18 protein-coding genes and 1 pseudogene are annotated in these 20428 nt (G+C 70.1%); 12 read left to right on the plus strand and 7 right to left on the minus strand.

Going from position 1 to position 20428, the window contains the following annotated elements; translation table 11 throughout:
• The first annotated feature begins 2 nt into the window (after positions 1–2).
• The 7 genes from ABGB08_RS41670 (at position 3) to ABGB08_RS41700 (ending at position 7076) form a co-directional block, all read left to right on the plus strand.
• Positions 3–944, plus strand: a complete 942-nt coding sequence (locus ABGB08_RS41670; protein WP_347602215.1) for a WYL domain-containing protein — start codon at positions 3–5, stop codon at positions 942–944.
• The gene (locus tag ABGB08_RS41675) at positions 941–1882 is read left to right on the plus strand and encodes a WYL domain-containing protein (protein ID WP_347602217.1); all 942 of its coding nucleotides are present in this window, start codon (positions 941–943) and stop codon (positions 1880–1882) included. Before ABGB08_RS41670 ends, ABGB08_RS41675 begins: the two co-directional genes overlap by 4 nt.
• Positions 1883–1890: 8 nt before the next feature.
• Positions 1891–2076 carry a hypothetical protein gene (locus tag ABGB08_RS41680; protein WP_347602219.1) on the plus strand — a complete coding sequence of 62 codons (186 nt, stop codon included), beginning with the start codon at positions 1891–1893 and terminating at the stop codon, positions 2074–2076.
• Positions 2077–2176: 100 nt separating this feature from the next.
• Entirely contained in the window at positions 2177–2503 is a 327-nt protein-coding gene (gene tatA / locus ABGB08_RS41685; RefSeq protein ID WP_347602221.1) for a Sec-independent protein translocase subunit TatA, read from the plus strand.
• A gap of 31 nt (positions 2504–2534) precedes the next feature.
• A complete protein-coding gene (gene tatC, locus ABGB08_RS41690) occupies positions 2535–3398 on the plus strand; it encodes a twin-arginine translocase subunit TatC (RefSeq protein ID WP_347602223.1) in 864 nt (287 codons plus the stop codon).
• Positions 3398–4279 carry a YegS/Rv2252/BmrU family lipid kinase gene (locus tag ABGB08_RS41695; RefSeq protein ID WP_347602225.1) on the plus strand — a complete coding sequence of 294 codons (882 nt, stop codon included), beginning with the start codon at positions 3398–3400 and terminating at the stop codon, positions 4277–4279. Before tatC ends, ABGB08_RS41695 begins: the two co-directional genes overlap by 1 nt.
• Positions 4280–4367: 88 nt before the next feature.
• Positions 4368–7076, plus strand: coding sequence for a DEAD/DEAH box helicase (locus tag ABGB08_RS41700; RefSeq protein WP_347602227.1), 2709 nt, complete (start codon positions 4368–4370; stop codon positions 7074–7076).
• Here ABGB08_RS41700 and ABGB08_RS41705 read toward each other — a convergent pair.
• The 5 genes and pseudogenes from ABGB08_RS41705 to ABGB08_RS41725 form a co-directional block, all read right to left on the minus strand.
• Complete coding sequence (locus tag ABGB08_RS41705) at positions 7069–8505, minus strand: RNB domain-containing ribonuclease (RefSeq protein ID WP_347602229.1); 1437 nt, start codon at positions 8503–8505, stop codon at positions 7069–7071. The genes ABGB08_RS41700 and ABGB08_RS41705 overlap by 8 nt on opposite strands.
• A gap of 163 nt (positions 8506–8668) precedes the next feature.
• On the minus strand, positions 8669–9565 hold the full coding sequence (locus ABGB08_RS41710) for a 5'-3' exonuclease (protein ID WP_347602261.1): 897 nt from the start codon (positions 9563–9565) through the stop codon (positions 8669–8671).
• A gap of 60 nt (positions 9566–9625) precedes the next feature.
• Positions 9626–10993, minus strand: a complete 1368-nt coding sequence (tnpB, locus tag ABGB08_RS41715; protein WP_347602231.1) for an IS607 family element RNA-guided endonuclease TnpB — start codon at positions 10991–10993, stop codon at positions 9626–9628.
• Positions 10990–11223 (minus strand): annotated as a pseudogene (locus ABGB08_RS41720) (IS607 family transposase); the annotation flags it as partial. The pseudogene ABGB08_RS41720 and the gene tnpB, both read right to left, overlap by 4 nt.
• Positions 11171–12133 carry a PP2C family protein-serine/threonine phosphatase gene (locus tag ABGB08_RS41725; RefSeq protein ID WP_347602263.1) on the minus strand — a complete coding sequence of 321 codons (963 nt, stop codon included), beginning with the start codon at positions 12131–12133 and terminating at the stop codon, positions 11171–11173. The pseudogene ABGB08_RS41720 and the gene ABGB08_RS41725, both read right to left, overlap by 53 nt.
• 188 nt (positions 12134–12321) lie before the next feature.
• On the opposite strand from ABGB08_RS41725, the gene ABGB08_RS41730 reads away from it, so the two are divergent.
• The 4 genes from ABGB08_RS41730 (at position 12322) to ABGB08_RS41745 (ending at position 15906) form a co-directional block, all read left to right on the plus strand.
• A complete protein-coding gene (locus ABGB08_RS41730) occupies positions 12322–13407 on the plus strand; it encodes a M24 family metallopeptidase (RefSeq protein WP_347602233.1) in 1086 nt (361 codons plus the stop codon).
• A 10-nt stretch (positions 13408–13417) separates the two neighbouring features.
• Entirely contained in the window at positions 13418–14554 is a 1137-nt protein-coding gene (locus ABGB08_RS41735; protein ID WP_347602235.1) for an acyl-CoA dehydrogenase family protein, read from the plus strand.
• Positions 14555–14558: 4 nt separating this feature from the next.
• A complete protein-coding gene (locus ABGB08_RS41740) occupies positions 14559–14780 on the plus strand; it encodes a hypothetical protein (RefSeq protein ID WP_347602237.1) in 222 nt (73 codons plus the stop codon).
• A gap of 727 nt (positions 14781–15507) precedes the next feature.
• Positions 15508–15906, plus strand: a complete 399-nt coding sequence (locus ABGB08_RS41745) for a GIY-YIG nuclease family protein (protein ID WP_347602239.1) — start codon at positions 15508–15510, stop codon at positions 15904–15906.
• A gap of 525 nt (positions 15907–16431) precedes the next feature.
• Here the strand turns inward: ABGB08_RS41745 and ABGB08_RS41750 are convergent.
• Entirely contained in the window at positions 16432–16602 is a 171-nt protein-coding gene (locus tag ABGB08_RS41750) for a hypothetical protein (protein WP_347602241.1), read from the minus strand.
• A 150-nt stretch (positions 16603–16752) separates the two neighbouring features.
• On the opposite strand from ABGB08_RS41750, the gene ABGB08_RS41755 reads away from it, so the two are divergent.
• Positions 16753–18981, plus strand: coding sequence for a helix-turn-helix transcriptional regulator (locus ABGB08_RS41755; protein WP_347602243.1), 2229 nt, complete (start codon positions 16753–16755; stop codon positions 18979–18981).
• 581 nt (positions 18982–19562) lie between these two features.
• Here ABGB08_RS41755 and ABGB08_RS41760 read toward each other — a convergent pair.
• Positions 19563–20168 carry a hypothetical protein gene (locus ABGB08_RS41760; protein ID WP_347602245.1) on the minus strand — a complete coding sequence of 202 codons (606 nt, stop codon included), beginning with the start codon at positions 20166–20168 and terminating at the stop codon, positions 19563–19565.
• Positions 20169–20428: the final 260 nt, after the last annotated feature.

Below are 20428 nucleotides of genomic sequence, written 5' to 3' on the forward strand. Positions count from 1 at the left end.
CCATGTCCCGGCGGAAGACCGAGCGATTGCTCAATCTGGTGATCTGCCTGCTCTCGACCCGGCGGCCGCTGAGCGCGGAGCAGATCCGCCACGTCGTCCCGGGCTACGACCCGGACAACGACGAAGCCTTCCAGCGCATGTTCGAGCGGGACAAGAACGAGCTGCGCGAGATCGGCATCCCGATCGAGGTCAACAAGGACCCGTGGGAGGACGATCCCGGCTACCGCATCGTCCGGCAGGCCTACGAGCTGCCCGAGATCACCCTGGAACCCGACGAGGCCGCCGTGCTGGGTCTGGCCGCGCAGGTCTGGCAGCGGGCCAACCTGGCCGAGGCGGCCAGCGGCGCGATGCTCAAGCTGAAGGCGGGCGGGGTGGAGACCGATCTGGTGGAGGGCCCGCTGGAGCTGCGGGTGGACACCAGGGACGCCTCCTTCCCGACCTTGTGGGAGGCGGTCAGGGACCGGCGGGTGGTGGCCTTCGACTACCGCTCCTCCGGCAGCGAGTCGGTGCTGCGCCGGGTGGTCGAGCCGTGGGGCGTGGTCAGCCGCCGCGGCCGGTGGTATCTGGTCGGGCACGACCGCGGCCGCGACGACACCCGGGTGTTCCGGCTGAGCCGCATCGCCGGCCCGGTCGCCCCCGTCGGGCGGCCCGGCGCGGTCCGCGTGCCCGACGGCATCGACCTGCGCGCCCAGGTGGGTTACGCGGGCGAGGAGTTCCCGGAGCGTACGGCGCTGCTGCGGGTGCGCCCCGGCACCTGCCAGGGGTTGCGGCATCTGGCCAGGCAGGTCCGGCCGGGAGCCGAGTGGGACGAGGTGGAGCTCGCGTTCACCGACGCGGAGCGGCTGGCCGGGTGGATCGCCAGCCTCGCCGCCGACGCCCAGGTGATCGACCCGCCGGACGCGCGGGAGGCCGTCATCCGCCGCCTGAAGGGGGCTCTGCAGTGAACGACCGGCTGCCGCGGCTGCTGGCGCTCGTGCCGTACCTGATGTCCCATCCCGGGGCGCAGGTGCCGGAGGTGGCGCGGCTGTTCGGGCTGAACGAGAAGCAGCTCATCGACGACCTGCAGCTGGTCTGGATGTGCGGGCTGCCGGGGCACACCCCCGGCGACCTCATCGACGTCTCCTGGGACGGCGGCGAGATCCTCATCGACAACGCCGAGACCATCGCCCGGCCGCTGAAGCTGGGCGTGGACGAGGTCAGCGCTCTGCTGGTGGCCCTGCGGCTGCTGGCCGAGCTGCCGGAGTTCGCCGGGACCGAGGCGCTCGGGCGGGTCATCGCCAAGCTGGAGCAGGCCGCGGGCGACGGCGCGGCGGCGGTCAGCAACCAGGTCGCGGTGGAGGTGGACGCCGCGCCCGGCGCGCTGGCCACCGTCACCACGGCGGCCAGGCACAAGCGGCGGGTGTCGCTGCGCTACTACGTGCCCGGCCGCGACGAGGTGACGCCGCGCGAGGTCGACCCGCTCCGGGTGGTGCTGGTGGACGGCCACCACTACCTGGAGGGCTGGTGCTACCGGGCCGAGGCGATGCGCATGTTCCGGGTGGACCGCATCCTCGCGGTGGACATGCTGGACGTGGCCGCCGACCCGCCCGCCGAGGCCGAGCCCATGGACGTCGCCGACGGCGTGTTCCGGCCGTCGGAGAGCGACGAGCTGGTGGAGCTGGAGGTCACCCCGGCCGGGCGCTGGGTGTCGGAGTACTACCCGGTGGAGAGCCTGGAGGAGCTCGGCGAGGGCCGCCAGCGCGTCACCCTGCGGGCGCGTGACCAGACCTGGCTGGTACGGCTCGCGCTCCGGCTGGGCGACTCCGGCCGCGTGATCAGGCCCGAGTCGCTGGCCGAACGCGTGACCGAGACGGCCAAAGAGGCCCTGGCCAACTATTACTGAGGGGCGTCATGATCTGGATCTATGCCGCGGTCGGGCTGGGCGTGGCCGGGCTGGCCGTGCTCGGCGTGCTGACCGCGCGGGTTCTGGTGGCCGCGCGCGGGCTCGGGCGGGAGCTCGACCGGGCCAGGAAGCGCATCGAACCCGCGCAGGCCCGGTTACGCGCCGAGATCGGGAATCGTCCTTCCGAAGGATGACATAGCCCCTGTTGGAAGGGCATGGTGATGAGTACTGCCCGCACGGCGTACCATCGGGCTGAGACGTGCAGGCGCACCATCGGCCCCGTAAGGAAGTGTCATGCCAAGCTTGGGACCCACTGAGCTGATAATCATCGGGCTCATCGTCATCCTCCTGTTCGGCGCGAAGAAGCTTCCGGACACGGCTCGGGCGCTTGGGCAGTCGCTGCGGCTGTTCAAGAAGGAAACCAAGAAGATGAACGACGAGGACGAGGAATCGACGGTCGTGAAGGCTCAGGCCGAGACCGTGCCGCCGCCCCCCGCGCAGATTCCCCCGGTCGTCCCCGCCGCCGCCAACCCGGCGACCCCCTCGGTCGAGGACCGGCTGCGCACGCTTGAGGAAGAGAACGCCAAGCTGCGCGCCTCGCAGGCCGACAAGCAGAACTGAACGCTCCTTCCCCTAGCCCAGGAATCGTCCAATGGCGCTGCTGAAACGGTCGACTCCCGCGGCCGCGAGTGACGACGACGGCCGCATGTCGCTCATGGATCACATCCGTGAGCTGCGCAACCGCATCGTCAAGATCATTCTTGGCATTGTGGTGGGAACGATCGTCGGGTTCATCTTCTTCGACCCGATCTGGGATTTCATGACCGGGCCGTTCTGCCGGCTGCCTTCGAATCTCCGGCTGGGCAACAGCACCAGCACCGACTGCAACCTCAACCTCGTAGTCGGCAGCGTGACCGGGGGCATCTTCATCAACCTCAAGGTCGCGTTCATGTTCGGCCTGGTGGTGGCCGCGCCGATCTGGCTGTATCAGGTCTGGGCGTTCGTGACCCCGGGTCTGTACCGCAACGAGAAGAAGTACTCCTACACCTTCCTCGGCCTCGCCGTGCCGCTGTTCCTGGCCGGGTCCGCGCTGGCGTACCTGACCATGGACAAGGGCCTGTCGCTGCTGCTGGGGTTCGTGCCGGAGAACGCGGTCCCGCTGATCGATGTCAACGACTATCTGTCGTTCCTGATGCTGATGCTGGTCATCTTCGGCGTGTCCTTCCTGCTGCCGCTGCTGATGGCCTTCCTGAACATCATCGGCGTGCTGCGCTACTCCGCCGTGGCCAAACATCAGCGCATGGTCGTGTTCCTGATGTTCGTGTTCGCCGCGATCGCCACCCCGAGCCAGGATCCGTTCACCATGCTGGCCCTGGGCCTGCCGATGATCGCGCTGTTCTACCTGGCGCTGGCGTTCATGTACTTCCGTGACCGCAGGCAGGACGCGCTGGACGCGCAGCGGGCGCGGGCTCTGGAAGAGGAGCTCGACGGCCCCAGCGTTCCGGCCGACGATTAGTGGCGGGCGAGCTCGTCGTCGTGGTGAACCCGGCCGCGCGTGGCGGGCGGGGGATCCGGTCGCTCGACCCGGTCCTGGCGCGATTACGGGCCGGTGGCCGGGAGGTCTCGGTCCTGATCGGAGATTCGGCTGAGGACGCGATGGCCCGGGCGCGTACGGCTGTCGCCGCCGGGCCCGCCGCCCTCGTCGCGTTCGGCGGGGACGGGCTGGTGCATCTGGCCGTCCAGGCGGTGGCCGGCACCGGCGTGCCGCTGGGGATCATTCCGGCCGGGACCGGCAACGACATCGCCGACGCGGTCGGCATCCCGCGTCGTGACCCGCTGCGGGCCGTGGACGCGGTGCTCGGTGGACGCGTGCGGGTGATCGACGCGGCCCGGATATCTCCGGGCTCGCGGTGGTTCGCCGGGGTTGTCGCGTGCGGCTTCGACTCCCGCGTCAACGAGCGCGCCAACCGGATGACCTGGCCGCCCGGCATGTCGAAGTACATCCTCGCCCTGGTCCAGGAGCTGCGCTCGTTCACCCCGATCCCGTTCACGATCACGGTCGACGACCAGGTGATCAAACGGGAGGCCATGCTGGTGGCGGTGGGCAACACGCGCTCGTACGGCGCCGGGATGCGGGTGTGCCCCGACGCGGCACCCGACGACGGCCTGCTGGATGTGATGATCCTGGCGGCCATGCCGAAGACCGCGTTCCTGCGCGCCTTTCCCAGGGTCTACAAAGGCACCCATACCGCCCTCCCGGCGGTGCACCTCCTGCGCGGCCGCACGGTCACCCTCGACGCGCCGGACACGATCGCGTACGCCGATGGCGAACGGGTCGGCCCCACGCCGCTCAGCTGCTCCGTGGAACCGGGGGCGTTGCGGGTGCTGGTGCCGTGAGCATGCCGTACAAAAGGGAATCTACTTTGTAAAGGCGCGAGGCCGGGCGCGGGACGGCCGTAACGCGGATATCGGTAGGGTTGACGGCATGAGCACGCCTGCGGAACGCTACGCCGTCTTCCGAGAGCAGCAGACCGAGAGCGGCCCGGCGCTCACCTCGTTCCGCGAGCTGTATGACTTCGGCCTCGACGAGTTCCAGGTCGACGCCTGCCAGGCGCTGGAGGCGGGCGATGGAGTGCTGGTGGCGGCCCCCACGGGCTCGGGCAAGACGGTGGTCGGGGAGTTCGCCGTGCACCTGGCCCTGGAGCAGGGCCGCAAGTGCTTCTACACCACGCCGATCAAGGCGCTCTCCAATCAGAAGTACAACGACCTGGTCCGGCGCTACGGCGCGGCCAAGGTCGGCCTGCTCACCGGCGACAACAGCGTCAACGGCGAGGCCCCGATCGTGATCATGACGACCGAGGTGCTGCGCAACATGCTCTACGCCGGGTCCGGCACCCTGGCCGGGCTCGGCTACGTGGTCATGGACGAGGTGCACTATCTGGCCGATCGGTTCCGCGGCGCGGTCTGGGAGGAAGTGATCATCCACCTGCCCGAGTCGGTGCGGGTGGCAGCACTGTCGGCCACGGTGAGCAACGCCGAGGAGTTCGGCGAGTGGCTCGGCGAGGTGCGCGGCGACACCACGGTGATCGTGGACGAGCACCGCCCGGTGCCGCTCTGGCAGCACATGCTGGTCGGCAACCGCCTCTACGACCTGTTCGCCAACGAGGACGGCGCGACCAGGATCAACGCCAGCCTGATGCGCCTGTCCCGGGACGAGCAGCGGCTGGCCAACACCCGCGGCAAGCGCGGCTACCTGCGCCCGCGCCGCAACGGCCACGACCGGGCGACGACCATCGAACGGCTGGACGCGGAGGGCCTGCTGCCCGCGATCACGTTCATCTTCTCCCGGGCCGGGTGCGACGCCGCCGTCCAGCAGTGCCTGGCCGCGGGGCTGCGGCTGACCAGCGACAAGGAGCGGCACGAGATCCGCCAGCTGGTGGACGAGCGGACCGCCCACCTGCCGGACGAGGACCTGGCCGTGCTCGGCTACCTGGAGTGGCGGGACTGCCTGGAGCGCGGCCTGGCCGCCCACCACGCGGGCATGCTCCCGGCCTTCAAGGAGGTCGTCGAGGAGCTGTTCACCAACGGCCTGGTGAAGGCGGTGTTCGCGACCGAGACGCTGGCGCTGGGGATCAACATGCCCGCCCGCTCAGTCGTGATCGAGAAACTCGACAAGTGGAACGGGGAGACGCACGCCGACCTGACGCCGGGGGAGTATACGCAGCTGACCGGGCGGGCCGGGCGGCGCGGCATCGACGTGGAAGGCCACGCGGTGGTGGTCTACCAGCCGGGCCTGGATCCGATGAGCGTGGCCGGTCTGGCCAGCACCCGGACCTATCCGCTGCGGTCGAGCTTCCGGCCTTCGTACAACATGGCGGTCAATCTCGTCGGCCAGGTCGGGCGGGAACGCGCCCGCACGCTCCTGGAGGACTCCTTCGCCCAGTTCCAAGCTGACCGGGCGGTGGTCGGGCTGGCCCGGCAGCTGCGCAAGTCGGAGCAGGCCCTGGAGGGCTACGCGGAGGCGATGACCTGCCATCTGGGGGATTTTCCCGAGTACGCGGCGATGCGCAGGCGGCTGTCGGACCGCGAGGCCGAGATGGCGCGGCAGCGCGGGGCCGCCCGGCGGGCGCAGGCCGTGCAGAGCCTGGAGGAGCTGAAGCCCGGGGATGTGATCCGGATCCCCGGGGGGCGGCGGGCCGGGCTCGCGGTGGTGCTCGATCCGGGGCTCGGGCCGCGCGGGGAGGGGCCCACGCCGACGGTGCTGACGGTGGGGCGGCAGGTCAAGCGGCTGGCGGCGGTGGACTTCCCGGTGCCGGTGGAGCCGGTGGACCACATCCGCATCCCGAAGAACTTCAACGCGCGCAGCCCGAAGGAGCGGGCCAACCTGGTCTCGACCATGCACGCCAAGCTGGGCGACCGGGATCTGGGCAAGCCTGCCCGGGCGCGCGACCACGCCACCGAGGACGAGGAGATCAACCGGCTGCGCCGGGAGCTGCGCCAGCATCCCTGCCACGGGTGCGACGAGCGGGAGGACCACGCGCGCTGGGCGGAGCGGTACTACAAGCTCCAGCGGGAGACCGAGGCGCTGCGCCGCCGGGTGGAAGGGCGGTCGCACGTGATCGCCCGGACCTTCGACCGGGTCTGCGGGGTGCTGGACCAGCTCGGCTACCTGGACGGCGAGACCGTCACCGACCAGGGGCGGCGGCTCGCCCAGCTCTACACCGAGCTCGACCTGCTCACGGCCGAGTGCCTGCGGGCCGGGATCTGGGAGAAGCTGGATCCGGCCGAGCTGGCGGCCTGCGTGTCCTCGCTGGTGTTCGAGTCCCGCCAGTCCGACGACACGCGCAGCCCGAAGATCCCGGCCGGGGGCGCCAAGGAGGCGCTGGCCGCGATGCTGCGGCTGTGGGGGGAGCTGGAGGGCATCGAGGAGGACCACGGCCTGTCGTTCATCCGCGAGCCCGACTTCGGGTTCGCCTGGGCGGCGTTCCGGTGGGCGAAGGGGCACACCCTGGACGCGGTCCTCACCGACGGCGACCTGGCGGCCGGCGACTTCGTGCGCTGGGTCAAGCAGCTGCTCGACCTGCTCGGGCAGCTGCGGGACGCGGCGCCGAAGGGCAGCAAGGTGCGCGACAACGCGGGCAAGGCGGTCGACGCGCTGCGGCGGGGCGTGGTGGCCTACTCCTCGGTCAGCTGATCCTGCTGAACCGGACCTCGCGCTTGTTCGGGTCCGCGCGCACCAGCCGGACCCGGATGCGCTCGCCGAGGGGGAGCCCGTCGCCGTCGCAGCGGGCGATCACGGCCGGGTCGGTGACCTGGACGTGGCCGCCCGGCTTGTCCTCGGCGACGTCGACCACGACCGCGTCGAACTCCTCGCCGACCCGCTCGTGCAGCACGAACGCCTCGACCAGGTCCACGCAGGCCCGGTCGGCCCCGCCGGTCCTGCGCCCGGCCGCCCGCATCTGCTCGGGCAGCACCACCAGGGCCTCCTCGACCCGTTCCGGCACGGGTTCCCCGGCCGCGACGGCCAGGCACACCTCGGTCGCGTAACGGTCCACCAGGCGGCGCAGCGGCGCCGTCACGTGCGCGTACGGACCCGCGATGGCGGCGTGTTCGGCCAGCCGGGGCGGCTCCCCGTTGAAGGAGACATACGCCGCGCCGCGCAGCAGCACCGTGGATTCGTGCAGGAAGGCCGCATGTCCGGGAATCTTCGGATCGAGGCCGTGCACGACCTCGCCGTAGGTCGCGCCCTCCGGCCAGGAGACGCCCAGCGCGAGCGCCACCCGGCGGATCTTGGCCAGGTCGCGCGGGTCGGCCGGGGGCAGCACCCGGAGCAGGCCGATCTCGGCGTCCAGCATCAGCTGCGCCGCCGCCATGCCGGTGAGCAGCGAGATCTGCGCGTTCCACGCCTCGCACGGCAGCGGCGTCCGGAACTCCAGCCGGTAGCCGCCGCTCTCCTGCACCACTTCCTGGTCCGGCGTGGGCAGGCTCACCCCGCCCCTGGCCCGTTCGAGCGCCAGCCGGAGCGGGCCGATCTCGGCGAGCAGGCGCAGCGTGCCGTCGGCCCGTCCGGTGTCGACCACGGTCTGCACGTAGTCGTAGTCGAGCCGCTCCCGGCTGCGGACCAGCGCCCGCCGCACGTCCACACCGACGGTGCGGCCCTCGGCGTCCAGGTCCAGGCACCAGAGCGCGGCCGGGCGGACCTCGCCGGGCAGCAGGCTGGCCGCGCCCTCCGACAGCACGGCCGGATGCAGCGGGATCCGGCCGTCCGGCAGGTAGACGGTCTCGCCGCGGGTCCTGGCCTCCAGGTCGATCGCGCCGCCCGGGCGGACGAAGGAGCCGACGTCGGCGATCGCGTACCAGACGCGGTAGCCGCCTCTGGGGCGTTCCTCCAGGCAGAGGGCTTGGTCCAGGTCCATCGAGCCGGGCGGGTCGATGGTCAGGAACGGCAGGTCGGTGCGGTCCTCGCCGGCCGGGGGGCGGGAGGCCACCTGCTCGGCCTCGGCCCGGACCGGCGCGGGGAACGCGGCGGGGAGGTCGAATTCATCGCGGATCCGCTCGAATCCATCGACGAGCCGTGGTTTCTGCGCGTCCGGGACCCGGATCGTTCTGTGCGGCACGCCCATCAACGTAGCGGAGCGCGGACCCCGGGCGGGCGTGTTGCCTCGCCGGGGATGGTCGGAGCCGGGCTTCGGGCGTGCCCCCTTTACCCGCGCCGGGCTGGTGCCTGGATTCCAGCCGTGCGAGTTTCCGGTCCGGGGCATCCGTGTTTTCTTGGGCTCCGCGTGTTTACCCGGCCTGCGCTCGGGCCAGCACGGGCAGCAGGCGGTTGAGCGGGCTGTCCAGGCCGTAGCGGTCGGCGAGTTCGACCAAGCGGGCGGGGTCCTTGGGTTCGGCCGGGACGCGCAGGTCCACGTCCGGGATCGGGGCGTCGTGGGCGACCTGGACGACCGCGGGCGCGACCGCCAGGTAGTCGCGGGCGGCGGCCAGCTTGTTGCGCGCGCCGGCGGGGAAGCCGTCGTCGCCGGTGGCCGCCAGCAGGGCGTCGAGCGAGCCGAACCGGGTGATCAGCGCGGCGGCGGTCTTCTCGCCGATGCCCGGCACGCCCGGCAGGCCGTCGCTCGGGTCACCGCGCAGCGTCGCGAAATCGGCGTACGCGCGGCCGGGAATGCCGTACTTCGCCGTGACGAACGCCTCGTCCACCGTCTGAAGATTACGAATCCCCCTTACAGTGTAAAGGACGTGGCACGGTTTCGCGTCGTCCACCAGCTGGAACAGGTCCCGGTCGCCGGTGACGATCTCGACCGCGCCCTGGTGCCGGACCGCCAGGGTGCCGATGACGTCGTCCGCCTCGTACCCGGCGACGCCGAAGCTGGCGATGCCCAGCGCGGCCAGCACCTCCTCGATCACCGGCACCTGCGGCGCGAGTGTGTCCGGGATCTCCTCCTGGTTCCCGTACGCCACCCGATGCGATTTGTACGACGGGATCGCGGCCACCCGGAACGCGGGCCGCCAGTCGGCGTCCATGCAGGCCACCAGCTGGGTAGGGGAGTGCGACCGGACCAGCGTGGCGATCATGTCGATCAGTCCGCGTACGGCGTTGACGGGCATGCCGTCCGGCGCGGTCATCGATTCCGGGATGCCGTAGAAGGCCCGGAAGTACAGCGACGGGGTGTCGAGAAGCATCAGCACCCGTCTATCGTCCCAGCACCGTTACCTGAGATGTGAGCGAACATGCACTCGGCCTCAGGCAGCCGTGACCTTGCGGTCCGGCGTTCCCCGTCGCCGGGGTTCCCGCTTCACCACCGACCGCCGGGCCATGCCCGGTCTTACATCGGCTCCACGGGCGTTTCCCGTCTCCCCGCAACTCTGGGCGACGTCAAGATCGGCCGCGAGGGCGGCCAAATTGAGCGCGGCGTTGTGGTCCCGGTCGATGACCAGGCCGCACGCCTCACAGGCGTAGGTCCGGACGCGCAACGGCAGCTTGGCTTTCACCGCGCCGCACCCCGAACAGGTTTTGGAAGAGGGGAACCAGCGAGAGCACACCAGCAGCCGCCCGCCGTTCCAGCCGGTCTTGTAGGACAGTTGACGGCGGACTTCGCCCATCCCGGCATCGCAGATGGCGCGAGCTAGCCTTCGGTTGCCGACCATCCCGGCCACGTTGAGGTCCTCGGCCACGACCGTCCCGTAGGTCCGGGCCAGGGTGGTGGTGAGCTTGTGCAGGCCGTCCCGCCGCCGCGCGGCGATCTTGGCATGGACGCGCCTCAGGTCGGACTTGGCCTTCCGCCACCTGCGCGACGGCTGGCGGCGACCGCCGGCGGGGGTGCGTGGGCCATTACGGCGGGCCAGCCGCCGATTGGCACGGCGGAGTTCGCGCAGCGCGGCCTGGTGGTGTTTCGGGTTGGCGATGACCTCACCCGTGGACAGGACCGCCAGGGATTTCACGCCCAGGTCCACGCCGACCACGGCGTCGGCCTGGGCCGGAACACGTTCGGCGTGATCACGTTCGGCTCGGTCGAGTTCGACGGTGAATGCCACATGCCAGCGGCCCGACTCCTCCGCGACGGTCGCCGCGAGGATCCGGGCCGTGCCGCGTTCGAGGTGGCGGGCCAGCTTACGCGTGCTCTCGTGCGTGCGGATCGTCCCCAACCGGGGTAACGTCACGTGGCGGCGATCCGGTTCCAGGCGGATCACCCCGGTGGTGAAGCGCACCGCGAGCCGGGCCTTGTGCCGTTTCTTGAACTTGGGGAAGCCCATCTTCTTGCCCTTGCGGATGCCTTTACGCGAGGCGTCCCAGTTCGCCAGGGCGGCGGTCAGGTTCGCGAGTCCGGTGGAGTAGGCCTCCTTGGAGCATTCGGCCCACCACGGCGCGACCTGACCCTTGACCTGGTTCCAGGCGCGGCGCAAGCCGTACAGGTTCCACGGCACGCTCGGGGTCAGCAACTCAGCGGGCACGCCGTAGGATTTCTCCGCCTCCCGCTGATCCAGGTTTGCCTTCACCAGGGCCAGGCCCCAGTTGAACGCGAAACGGGCTGCCCCGGCGTGCGAGCATAGCGCCTCCTCCTGGGCTGGGGCCGGGTCCAGCGCGAACCGATAGGCCCGCGTGGTCTTCACGCCGTGTCCCCCTTGGTCGCGGTGACCGCGCGCAGCGCGCGGTTCCGTCCGCCGCGTCGCCCGTACAGACCGGCGCACATCGAGGTAAGCACTTCGATCATGTCGCGGACCAGGTCATCGGTGGTCTCGCCGGGATCGGCCACGACGATCCGGCGGCACTGCGCCGCGAGTGCGGCTTCAAGGTACTTGACCCCGAACCGGGCCAGCCGATCCCGGTATTCGACCACGATCACCGCCACTCCCCAGACCTTCCACAACAGTTCGTAACCCCATCGCGAGGAGACACGTATCGTCCTCCGGGCTGGGCCCGCCCGCCGCGTCGATCAGGAACCCGAGGCCCGCGTCGAGATCGTGGTGGCCGATCTTCTCGGCCGCGCTCATGATCAGCTCCAGCCCTTCGTCGATGTCGCGGTCACGCCGTTCCACCAGCCCGTCGGTGAACATGAGCAGCAGATCGCCGGGGCGTAGCCGTACCTTCGAGACGGTGAACGGCGGGTCGGGCGAGGCGCCCAGCACCAGGCCGCGCGGGGCGCGGAGCTGGCGGGCCCGCCCGTCCCTGATCATGATCGGTGCGAGATGCCCGGCCTGCGCCCAGGTGAGCAGCCCGGTCGCGGGGTCGAGCAGGCCCACGATGACGGTGGCGATGGTGTCGTCGAGCCGGTTGAGCACCAGCGCGTTCAGCCACGCCAGCAGCCGGTTGGGCGGGCGGCCGGTCATCGCCAGGCCGACCAGCGCGTGCCGCAGCTGCGCCATCTGGGCGATGGCGGCCATCCCGTGCCCGGAGACGTCCCCGACGGCGAGCAGGACCCGGCCGTCGGGGAGGGTGGTCGCCTCATACCAGTCGCCGCCCAGCGTGGCATAGGGCGGCGCGGCGCCGTCGCCGCGCGGCTGGACCGCCGGCACGTAGCGGACGGCGATGCGGGCGGTGGGCAGGTCCATGTTCGCGCCCGGTTCCGGCAGAATGGCCGCGCGCAAAGCGGCGCCGACGCCGCGTTCCTCGGCCAGCCACTCCTCCTGCCGGTCGAGGCGCGCGCGCAGATCCTGCACCATCTCCGCGGCGGTCAGGGGAGCCTTCATCGAGGGGATGCGGTCGTCCGCGGGGTGGAGGGGCAGCGATTCGCCGCCCACGACGCCGACCATGGTGGGGCTCACTCTCAAAACAGCATCTATCTGGACAATCGAGAACTGGCCGTGATCGGCCTTGCGCGGAGCGTAGCAGTGATTTCCCGGTGATGCGAAGTATTTGGGCTGAGCGGCGGGTCGGAGACTGTCGGCGGGCTCTGCTTAGATGGGGACTTGTGACAACGGAGTCCTCTGAGCTGTATCCGGTGACCAGAATCGACGAGGTCCGGGCGGCCACCGCCGCGGCCGGCCTCGGCGCGCTGCTGCTGACCCCTGGCCCGGATCTGCGCTATGTGAGCGGTTACCACGCGCATGCCCTGGAACGCCTGACCTGTCTGGTGGTGCCCGCCGCCGGGGAGGCGTTCATGATGGTGCCCCGGCTGGAACTGCCGGCCGCGCAGGCGTCGCCCGCCGGGCGGATCGGGCTGGAGTTCGTCCCGTGGGACGAGACCGACGATCCCTATGCGGTGGTGGCCAAACGCCTCGGCGACGTCGGGTCGGTGGGGTTGTCGGACCGGATGTGGGCGATGCAGTCGCTCCGGTTCCGCGACGCGCTGCCCGGAGTCGAGCAGCATCTCGCCGGGCGCGCCCTGGCTGAGCTGCGGATGCGCAAGTCGCCCGCCGAGGCCGCGGCCCTGCGCGAGGCCGGGGCGGCGATCGACGCCGTGCACGAGCAGGTGCCCGGGTTCCTGCGGGCCGGGCGCACCGAGCGCGAGGTCGGCCGCGACATCGCCGACGCGATCATGACCGCCGGTCACGCGGTCATCGACTTCGTCATCGTGGCGTCCGGGCCGAACGGCGCGTCACCGCATCACGACCTCTCCGACCGGGTCATCCAGCAGGGCGACCAGGTGGTGGTGGACATCGGCGGGACCATGCCGAGCGGCTACTGCTCGGATTCGACGCGGAACTACTCGGTGGGCGAGCCCGGTTCCGCCTACGCGGCTTATTTTGAGGTGCTCCGCCGGGCGCAGGAGGCCGCCTGCGACTTCGTCCGGCCCGGGGTGACCTGCGAGGCCGTGGACGCGGTGGCCCGCCAGGTGATCGAGGAGGCCGGATACGGCTCCTACTTCATCCACAGGACCGGGCACGGCATCGGCCTGGAATCCCACGAGGAGCCCTACATCGTGTCGGGCAACACGCGGGCGATGGAGCCCGGTTTCGCGTTCTCCATCGAGCCCGGCATCTACCTGCCCGGCGAGCACGGCGCGCGGATCGAGGACATCGTGGTGTGCGTGGAGAGCGGCGGCGAACGCCTCAACCTGACCACGCGGGATCTCGTGGTCGTGTAGGAGCGTCGCGATGAACGTGGACAGGGTCTCGCCGACGGCCGAAGGCCACGACCTCTTCGACCTGGTGCGGGAACTGGCCGCCAAGGAGGTCGCCCCCCGGGCCGCCGGGGACGAGGCGGCCGGCCGGTTCCCGCGCGAGCTGTTCCGGCTGCTGGGGGCCTCCGGGCTGCTCGGGCTGCCCTATGCGGAGGAGCACGGCGGGGGCGGGCAGCCGTACGAGGTGTATCTGCAGGTCGTCGAGGAGCTCGCCGGGGCCTGGCTGGCGGTCGGGCTGGGCGTGTCGGTGCACACGCTGTCGTGTTTCCCGCTCTCGGCGTTCGGGTCGGCCGCCCAGCGCGCCGAACACCTGCCCGAACTCCTCGGCGGCGAGGTCCTGGGCGCGTACTGCCTGTCGGAGCCGCAATCCGGTTCCGACGCGGCCGCGCTGACCACCCGGGCCGCGCCCGTCGACGGCGGCTACTCCGTCGACGGGGTGAAAGCCTGGACCACCCACGGCGGCGTCGCCGACTTCTACACCGTCATGGCCAAGACCGAGGACGGCATCTCCTGCTTCCACGTCCCCGCCACCACCGCCGGCCTGTTCTTCGGCGCCCCGGAACGCAAGATGGGCATGCGCTCCTCCCCAACCGCCCAAGTCCGCTTCGATGACGTCCGGCTCCCCGCCGACGCCCTCATCGGCGACCCCGGCCAGGGCTTCCGCATCGCCATGGCCGCCCTCGACGGCGGCCGCCTCGGCATCGCCGCCTGCGCCGTCGGCCTCGCCCAGGCCGCCTTCGAGACCGCAACGTCGTATGCCAAGGAACGCCGCCAGTTCGGATCCCGAATCGCCGACTTCCAGGGCATCGGCTTCCTGCTCGCCGACATGGCCACCCAGATCGCCGCCGCCCGCGCCCTCTACCTGGACGCCGCCCGCCTCCGCGACGCCGGCCGTCCGTACGGGACAAAGGCCGCGATGGCCAAACTTTTCGCCACCGACATGTGCATGAAGGTCACCACCGACGCGGTCCAGGTCCTCGGCGGTTATGGCTATGTCGAGGACTTCCCGGCCGAACGCTATATGCGCGAGGCCAAGGTCCTCCAGATCGTGGAGGGCACCAACCAGATCCAGCGCCTGGTGATCAGTCGTGCGCTCACCAAGGATCTGTAGTTCGGTGTTTCCGCTGGTCAGCGGGCTGCTATCCGATCTTTCCTCCGGGCCTGTGATCACCGGAAAGATCGCCGACGTGATCGTGATCACGAGGCCAAATGCCGGTTATTTCCCGTTTATCCCCGTCGATTACGGGCCCGGTGCTGACTTGGTGCTGACCCCCGGCCGGCTATTCGATCATGCTGCCCCGTCATGGCCGCGCCGTAGAGCCGCCGCCTGTGCCTAATATCGGCGGTTTACTTTGCGGCTTGTGGCGGGCGGATTCAGACGCGATCCTGGTCGCCGGGTACAGCGGCCTGACCGTGCCCGAACGTGCGTGCCAGCGGCAGCATCCCAGACCCGGCGCTGGCCAGCCGACTCCGCAAGAAACATATCCGCCCGCGCACCGTACGGATGATCAGCCTCTAACCCGCGGACGAGCCAGGTCTTCCCATGGTTCTGCACTGCTCCCACGACCACCACCGGTGACTACTACCGATTCGGGTAGCGGTCTCGATCATGGCGGAGCAGCGCATGGCAGATTTCCTGACCGGCGATCTGGGAGACACAAATCCCTAGTCTCGTTGACCTGGGATTTCTCGGGTGGACGGTACTGGGCTCGGGCCAGTGACCTCTTCCGTGTCAGTGTAGTTCCGATCATGGTTTGACCTGCAGTTTCTCCAGAAGCCGCAGGTCGGGGCGGAATGTAGGGGCAGGTTGACGCCCGTTCGGAGCGGTTCGGGAACGTCGTTTGCTCCCGCCGGGAGCGCGTCAGGGCGGGAGCAAACGGGAGCACAGGCACCCATACCTATGGCTGGAGGGGCGATGGACGCGGCTGAGCTGCTGGTGCCGAGCCGACTGTGGCGGGCGGTGGAGGTGCTCTGGCCCGGCCGAGCCCTGTCCCACCTGTCGCGGGCGTCTACGGCTGGTACTTCGACCTGGCGCTTGATCCCCGGTTGCCTGCAGGACGGTTGTTGTACGCCGGCATCGCGCCGCGCCGGTTGGCGACGCGGACCAGCAGGCAGAATTTGCGCAGTCGTGTCCGTTACCACTTCCGGGGCGACGCCGAAGGCTGCACGCTGAGGCTCACGCTGGGCTGCCTGCTTGGCCTCGAACTGCGCCGCGTCGGAAGCGGGAGGCGCCTGACCTTCGGTCAAACCGGCGAGCGGGAGCTTTCGGACTGGATGGCTGATAACGCCCGGGTGTGCTGGCTGGCCCATCCGGAACCCTGGGTCGCCAAGACAGAGTTGATCGCAAGCGTGGACCTTCCGCTCAACCTCGACCAGAACACAGGGAACGCCTTCCACCCGTACTTGAGCGATCTTCTATCGTCGGCTCGGGCTCGTGCCCGCTCTTCGCCGATCGCCTCCTGATGGACGTTGCGAGTTGCGAGCCTCGTGGTCGTCAATCCATGCTGCGCATTCGATCGTGCGAGAAGTCCTGCGAACTGCTGTGATCCCGATTGCGCTATCGCAAAGGGCAGGCGGCGACATCTCAGTTAACTGCGATTTGACTGCGCATGATTCTGATGCAGGTGCGAGTGCCGCGTGCCTTAGGGGTGCGAACGCGGCGAGCTGGTTGCGTCAAAACGCGCCCGCCAAACTCGAGGTATTGGCGGCAGCAACCTCCGAGATGCGGTCCGCCAGCCCTTCACAACGTGTCCTGATCGCCTAGTTGTCGCCGAGGTCCGGGGTAGCGAAGTAGTTGACCTCTTGGCCGCTGTTGGAGGCGGTTGTCTGTCTGTGTGTCTGGCGCGCCTCAAGTTGATAGTGCGCCCCCGTAGTTGATAGTGAAATGACAGTACGGGGGTTCTAGTTGATAGCGTAACCCGCTCCTGCAGGGCTGGACAGTGACGCCCACGTGAGCCTGACCTGTCCTGACCAGCGTCGGAGGCTGGGTCACGAAGGCCTTCGTCGGCGGCCGCGGGCGAGCGCTGCGCGGAGTTCATCGAGCGCATTGATGACGGGGAGGAAGGCGCGCAGCAGGTCGGCCAGGGCGTGGGGGAGGCGGGCAGCGGTGTGCAGGATGAGGGTGAGGGCGCCGATGGCGGCCAGGATCGTGGTGGTCATACCCTCAACGTTCGGCTGCATGGTGCGTTCGGTGCATCCGGCCCGGCGAAGTCGGGCGAACCGGCCGGTCAGGGATGGTGGTCGGGGTTAGGCTCCGAACAGTAACCGAATACCGGCGAACGCGTGCATCCCACAGTTCGAGGTGCAGACGTGCCGGGGGTGGTGGTGGTCGACCCCGAGCCGATTCGGACCCGCGCCGATCTACGGGCAGCGTTGGAGCGCCTGTTCCACGCCGACGGCCGTTCCTATTTGGACCTGGCCACCGCCGCTGGCGTCGGTAACGCCACCCTGCACGACATGGTCAACGGGAAGGCCTTCCCCCGCTGGGACACCCTGCAGGCGGTGCTGACCGCGTGCGATATCCCCGACGCCCACCTGGACGCCTGGAAGCAGGCCTATGCCCGAGCCCGCGCCGACCGGCCCGCCTTGCCTGAACTGGACAATCGGCCCGGTCGGCCAATGGAGCTCGTGTGCGATCCGTTCGATCTGGAGGTTCACCGCGCCATCGCCTCCGCCTCTTCGGGCCTGCCGGTGCTGCCGGTCTATGTGGAGCGCGAGCACGACCGTCTCCTGGGGGAGGTGGTGGCGGATGCCGCGGCTGGGGCCAGCCGGATCGCGGTGCTGGTGGGCGGCTCGTCGACCGGCAAGACCCGCGCCTGCTGGGAAGCCCTGAATCCGTTGCGGCTGGTCGGCGACCAGCCGCAGGAGCGGAGTTGGCGGCTGTGGCACCCCATCGGCCCGACCCGCGCTGACGCCGCACTGGCCGATCTGGCCAACATCGGGCCGTACACGGTGGTGTGGCTGAATGAGGCCCAGTTCTACCTGGCCGATATCGCTCTGGGTGAGCGCGTGGCCGCCGGGCTGCGCGAGTTGCTGCGCGACCCGCACAGAGCCCCGGTGCTGGTGCTTGCCACCCTGTGGCCGGAGCGCTGGACCACCTTGACCACCCGCACCGACCCGGACCTGCACGCCCAGGCCCGGGAACTGCTGGACGGACACGACATTCGCGTGCCGGACGCGTTCACCGGTGCCGACCTGGACGCGCTGGCTGGCCACGCCAGCGCGGATCCCCGCCTGGGGGAGGCCGCTGAACACGCCGCGGATGGTCAGATCGCCCAGTACCTGGCTGGGGTGCCGGTCCTGCTGGCCCGCTATATCCAGGCCCGGTCCGCCACCACCGCGCTGATCCACGCAGCCATGGACGCCCGCCGCCTCGGCGCCGGGCCGCACCTACCGCTGGCGCTACTGGCTGGCGCTGCCCCCAGCTACCTCACCGACGCCCAGTGGCAGCAGACCGGCGAGGACTGGCTGCAACACGCCCTGGACTACGTCATCCAGCCTTGTAACGGCATTCCCGGCATCCTGGTCCCGGTCAAGTCCGGCACCCCGCGCAACCAGCGCACTCGCCCAGTGGCCCACCATGCCGCCGCACGGCCGCGGTCGAGCCCAGGGCCGGGGGCGCTGTATCGGCTGGCCGACTACCTCGACCAGCACGGCTGCCGCCACCGCGTCGACCAGATCCCCCCGATCGACTTCTGGGCCTCCGCCGCCACTCACGCCCACCCCGCCGACCTGACGGCACTCGGGCACGCCGCCTGGAACCGCGGCCTGTACCGCGACTCCGCCCAACTGGGCAAACACGCCACCGCACACGGCGATCTCGACGCCGCCTTCGTCCTCGTCTTCCGATTTCACGGCCTGCACCCCGGCGACCATGGCCCCGCCAGCTGGGCCGCCGCCAACCTCCCCCTGGATGACCCATACGCCGTGGCCAATCTGGTGAAAGCACTGCGGAGGGCGGGGGCGCACGACCAGCTCACCGCGCTGCTGGCCCGCGACCCCGCCACCCGCATCTCCCTGGACAACCCGATCGCCGTGGCCGAGCTGGTGGAGGCGCTGCGGAGGGCGGGTACGCGCGACCAGCTCACTGCGCTGGCCGAGCGAGTCTCCACCCACATGTACGTGAACGACCCGTTCGCTGTGGCCGAGCTGGTGGAGCTGCTGCGGAGGGCGGGTACGCGCGACCAGCTCATTGCGCTGCTGGCCCGTGACCCGGCCCACATCGCCCTGGACGACGCGTACGTCGTGGCCGCGCTGGTGACGCCACTGAAGGTGGGCGCCCACAACCGGCTCACCGCGCTGCTGGCCAGCGACCCCGCCGACATCGCCCTGGAAGACCCGTACCTCGTGGCCGAGCTGATGGAGGCGCTGCGGATGGCGGGCGCGCACGACCAGCTCAACGTACTGGCCCGACGGCTACCTGCCGCAGGGCTATTCCGTACGTTCCTCGACATAGGCGACCACCGGGAGCGGTTCAAGTTCGGGCGGGAACCCGACGGCAGCCCTTCCGCGCCGTGGACCTGGGACGACTTGCTGTAACCCTAGGAAATCCGCATTGTCCAGAGCAACTCACCCCGGGCCCGGGATGACATCCAACCGCAACCCACCCCCGGGGACAGGCGTATCTCGGCCTGCCGAGTCGGCGGGTGGCGGGGAGCACCTCCGGCAGTTGGCCGTCTGCCATTTGAATATCGTTCGGCGTTCGGCCGTGCTGATTCGATGTCGGCCTAATTGATAGTGCGGCCGAACGGCATTCAAGGTGATGTGCGATCCGAACCTGGTTCGGTGAGACGCATGACCAATACCGCCGGATACGCTCCCCGGCCGCCCGCCGACCCGGCAGGCCGAGGTGCGCCAGACGCCACCCGCTGCTGCCACCGACCCTCATCGAACCGCAACCGGAGCCGGGGGCAACCTGGACTTACCTCCCCGGCTGATCACCAGCCGGAAGGCGTCCTGGTCAGTGGTCGAGGGCGCGGTCTCGTCGAGCTCGACCGGTGCCGAGCCGGGACGGCTCGCCTGCCTCAACCGTTCCAGACACCACGGCGTCGATCACCCGGCCGGCCGAACCATCGACGGCGACCAGGTACACCTCGGCGCGGATCCGGCGGCGACGCAGGCTAGCCTTGGTCTGTCGACCGTCCGACCGCGTCGAGCGCGGTCAGCAAATGGGTTTCCGGTCGGCAGCCGAGCAGCCGGACCTGCGGCACCGGCGGTGCGGCTTGCGCACGGAACACGCCGGTGACGTCCCCGCAAGTGCCGTAGGGTGTCTCGTCCCGGCCCTGGAGAACGAATTCGGTGACGTCGCCAGGACGTGCCACAGCGTCCGTGCGGTCGTAGATGTGGACGAACCCGTCGAGATCGATGTCCACCGTTTCGGGCATCGTAAGGTTTGGCCGTTGCGCGAGGACGACCAGGTCGCCGAGGCCCTCGCCCCACCAGGACGGCGGCGTGCCTGGCGGCGGCGGAGGCCCCGTTATCGAGATGTCGCCCAGCCAGGCTCGTTCGGTGCCGAGTGCCTCGGCGGGCAGCCGGTCGAGCAGGTCGGCTAGCGCGCCGTCCGGGGTGCAGCCGACGAGCGTGAACCGCTCCCGCGGGCGGGGCGACAGGTCAACGAACAGTCCTTCGATCTCCGCGCACAGCGCCAGCGGGATGTCGTCCTCGTAGAAGCCCTCGAAGCCGACGTCGCCAAGGAGCAGCCAGCGCGGCCGACCGGATGCTCCCACCTCCACCGCCGCTGTTCCGGCGAACGGTCAGCCTCGGGACCGGCGCTCGTCGTCACCCCGCGACCTTACCCGGCTGCGGGGATACGACCTGCTCGGCCAGGCGATCCGGCAGCGCGGGCGCACTGGCGGCCTGCACGAGCACATTCCCTATGACAGATGTATGCGCCCCGGTCCGCCACGACGGTGCCGACCCCGCCCATGTCAACGAAATCTTGGTCGGCATCACGCCCGCTTCGTCCGCCCGTCGGGAGACGAATTCA

This window comes from Acrocarpospora sp. B8E8, assembly GCF_039871605.1.
In the GTDB taxonomy this organism is placed as follows: Bacteria; Actinomycetota; Actinomycetes; order Streptosporangiales; family Streptosporangiaceae; genus Acrocarpospora; species Acrocarpospora macrocephala.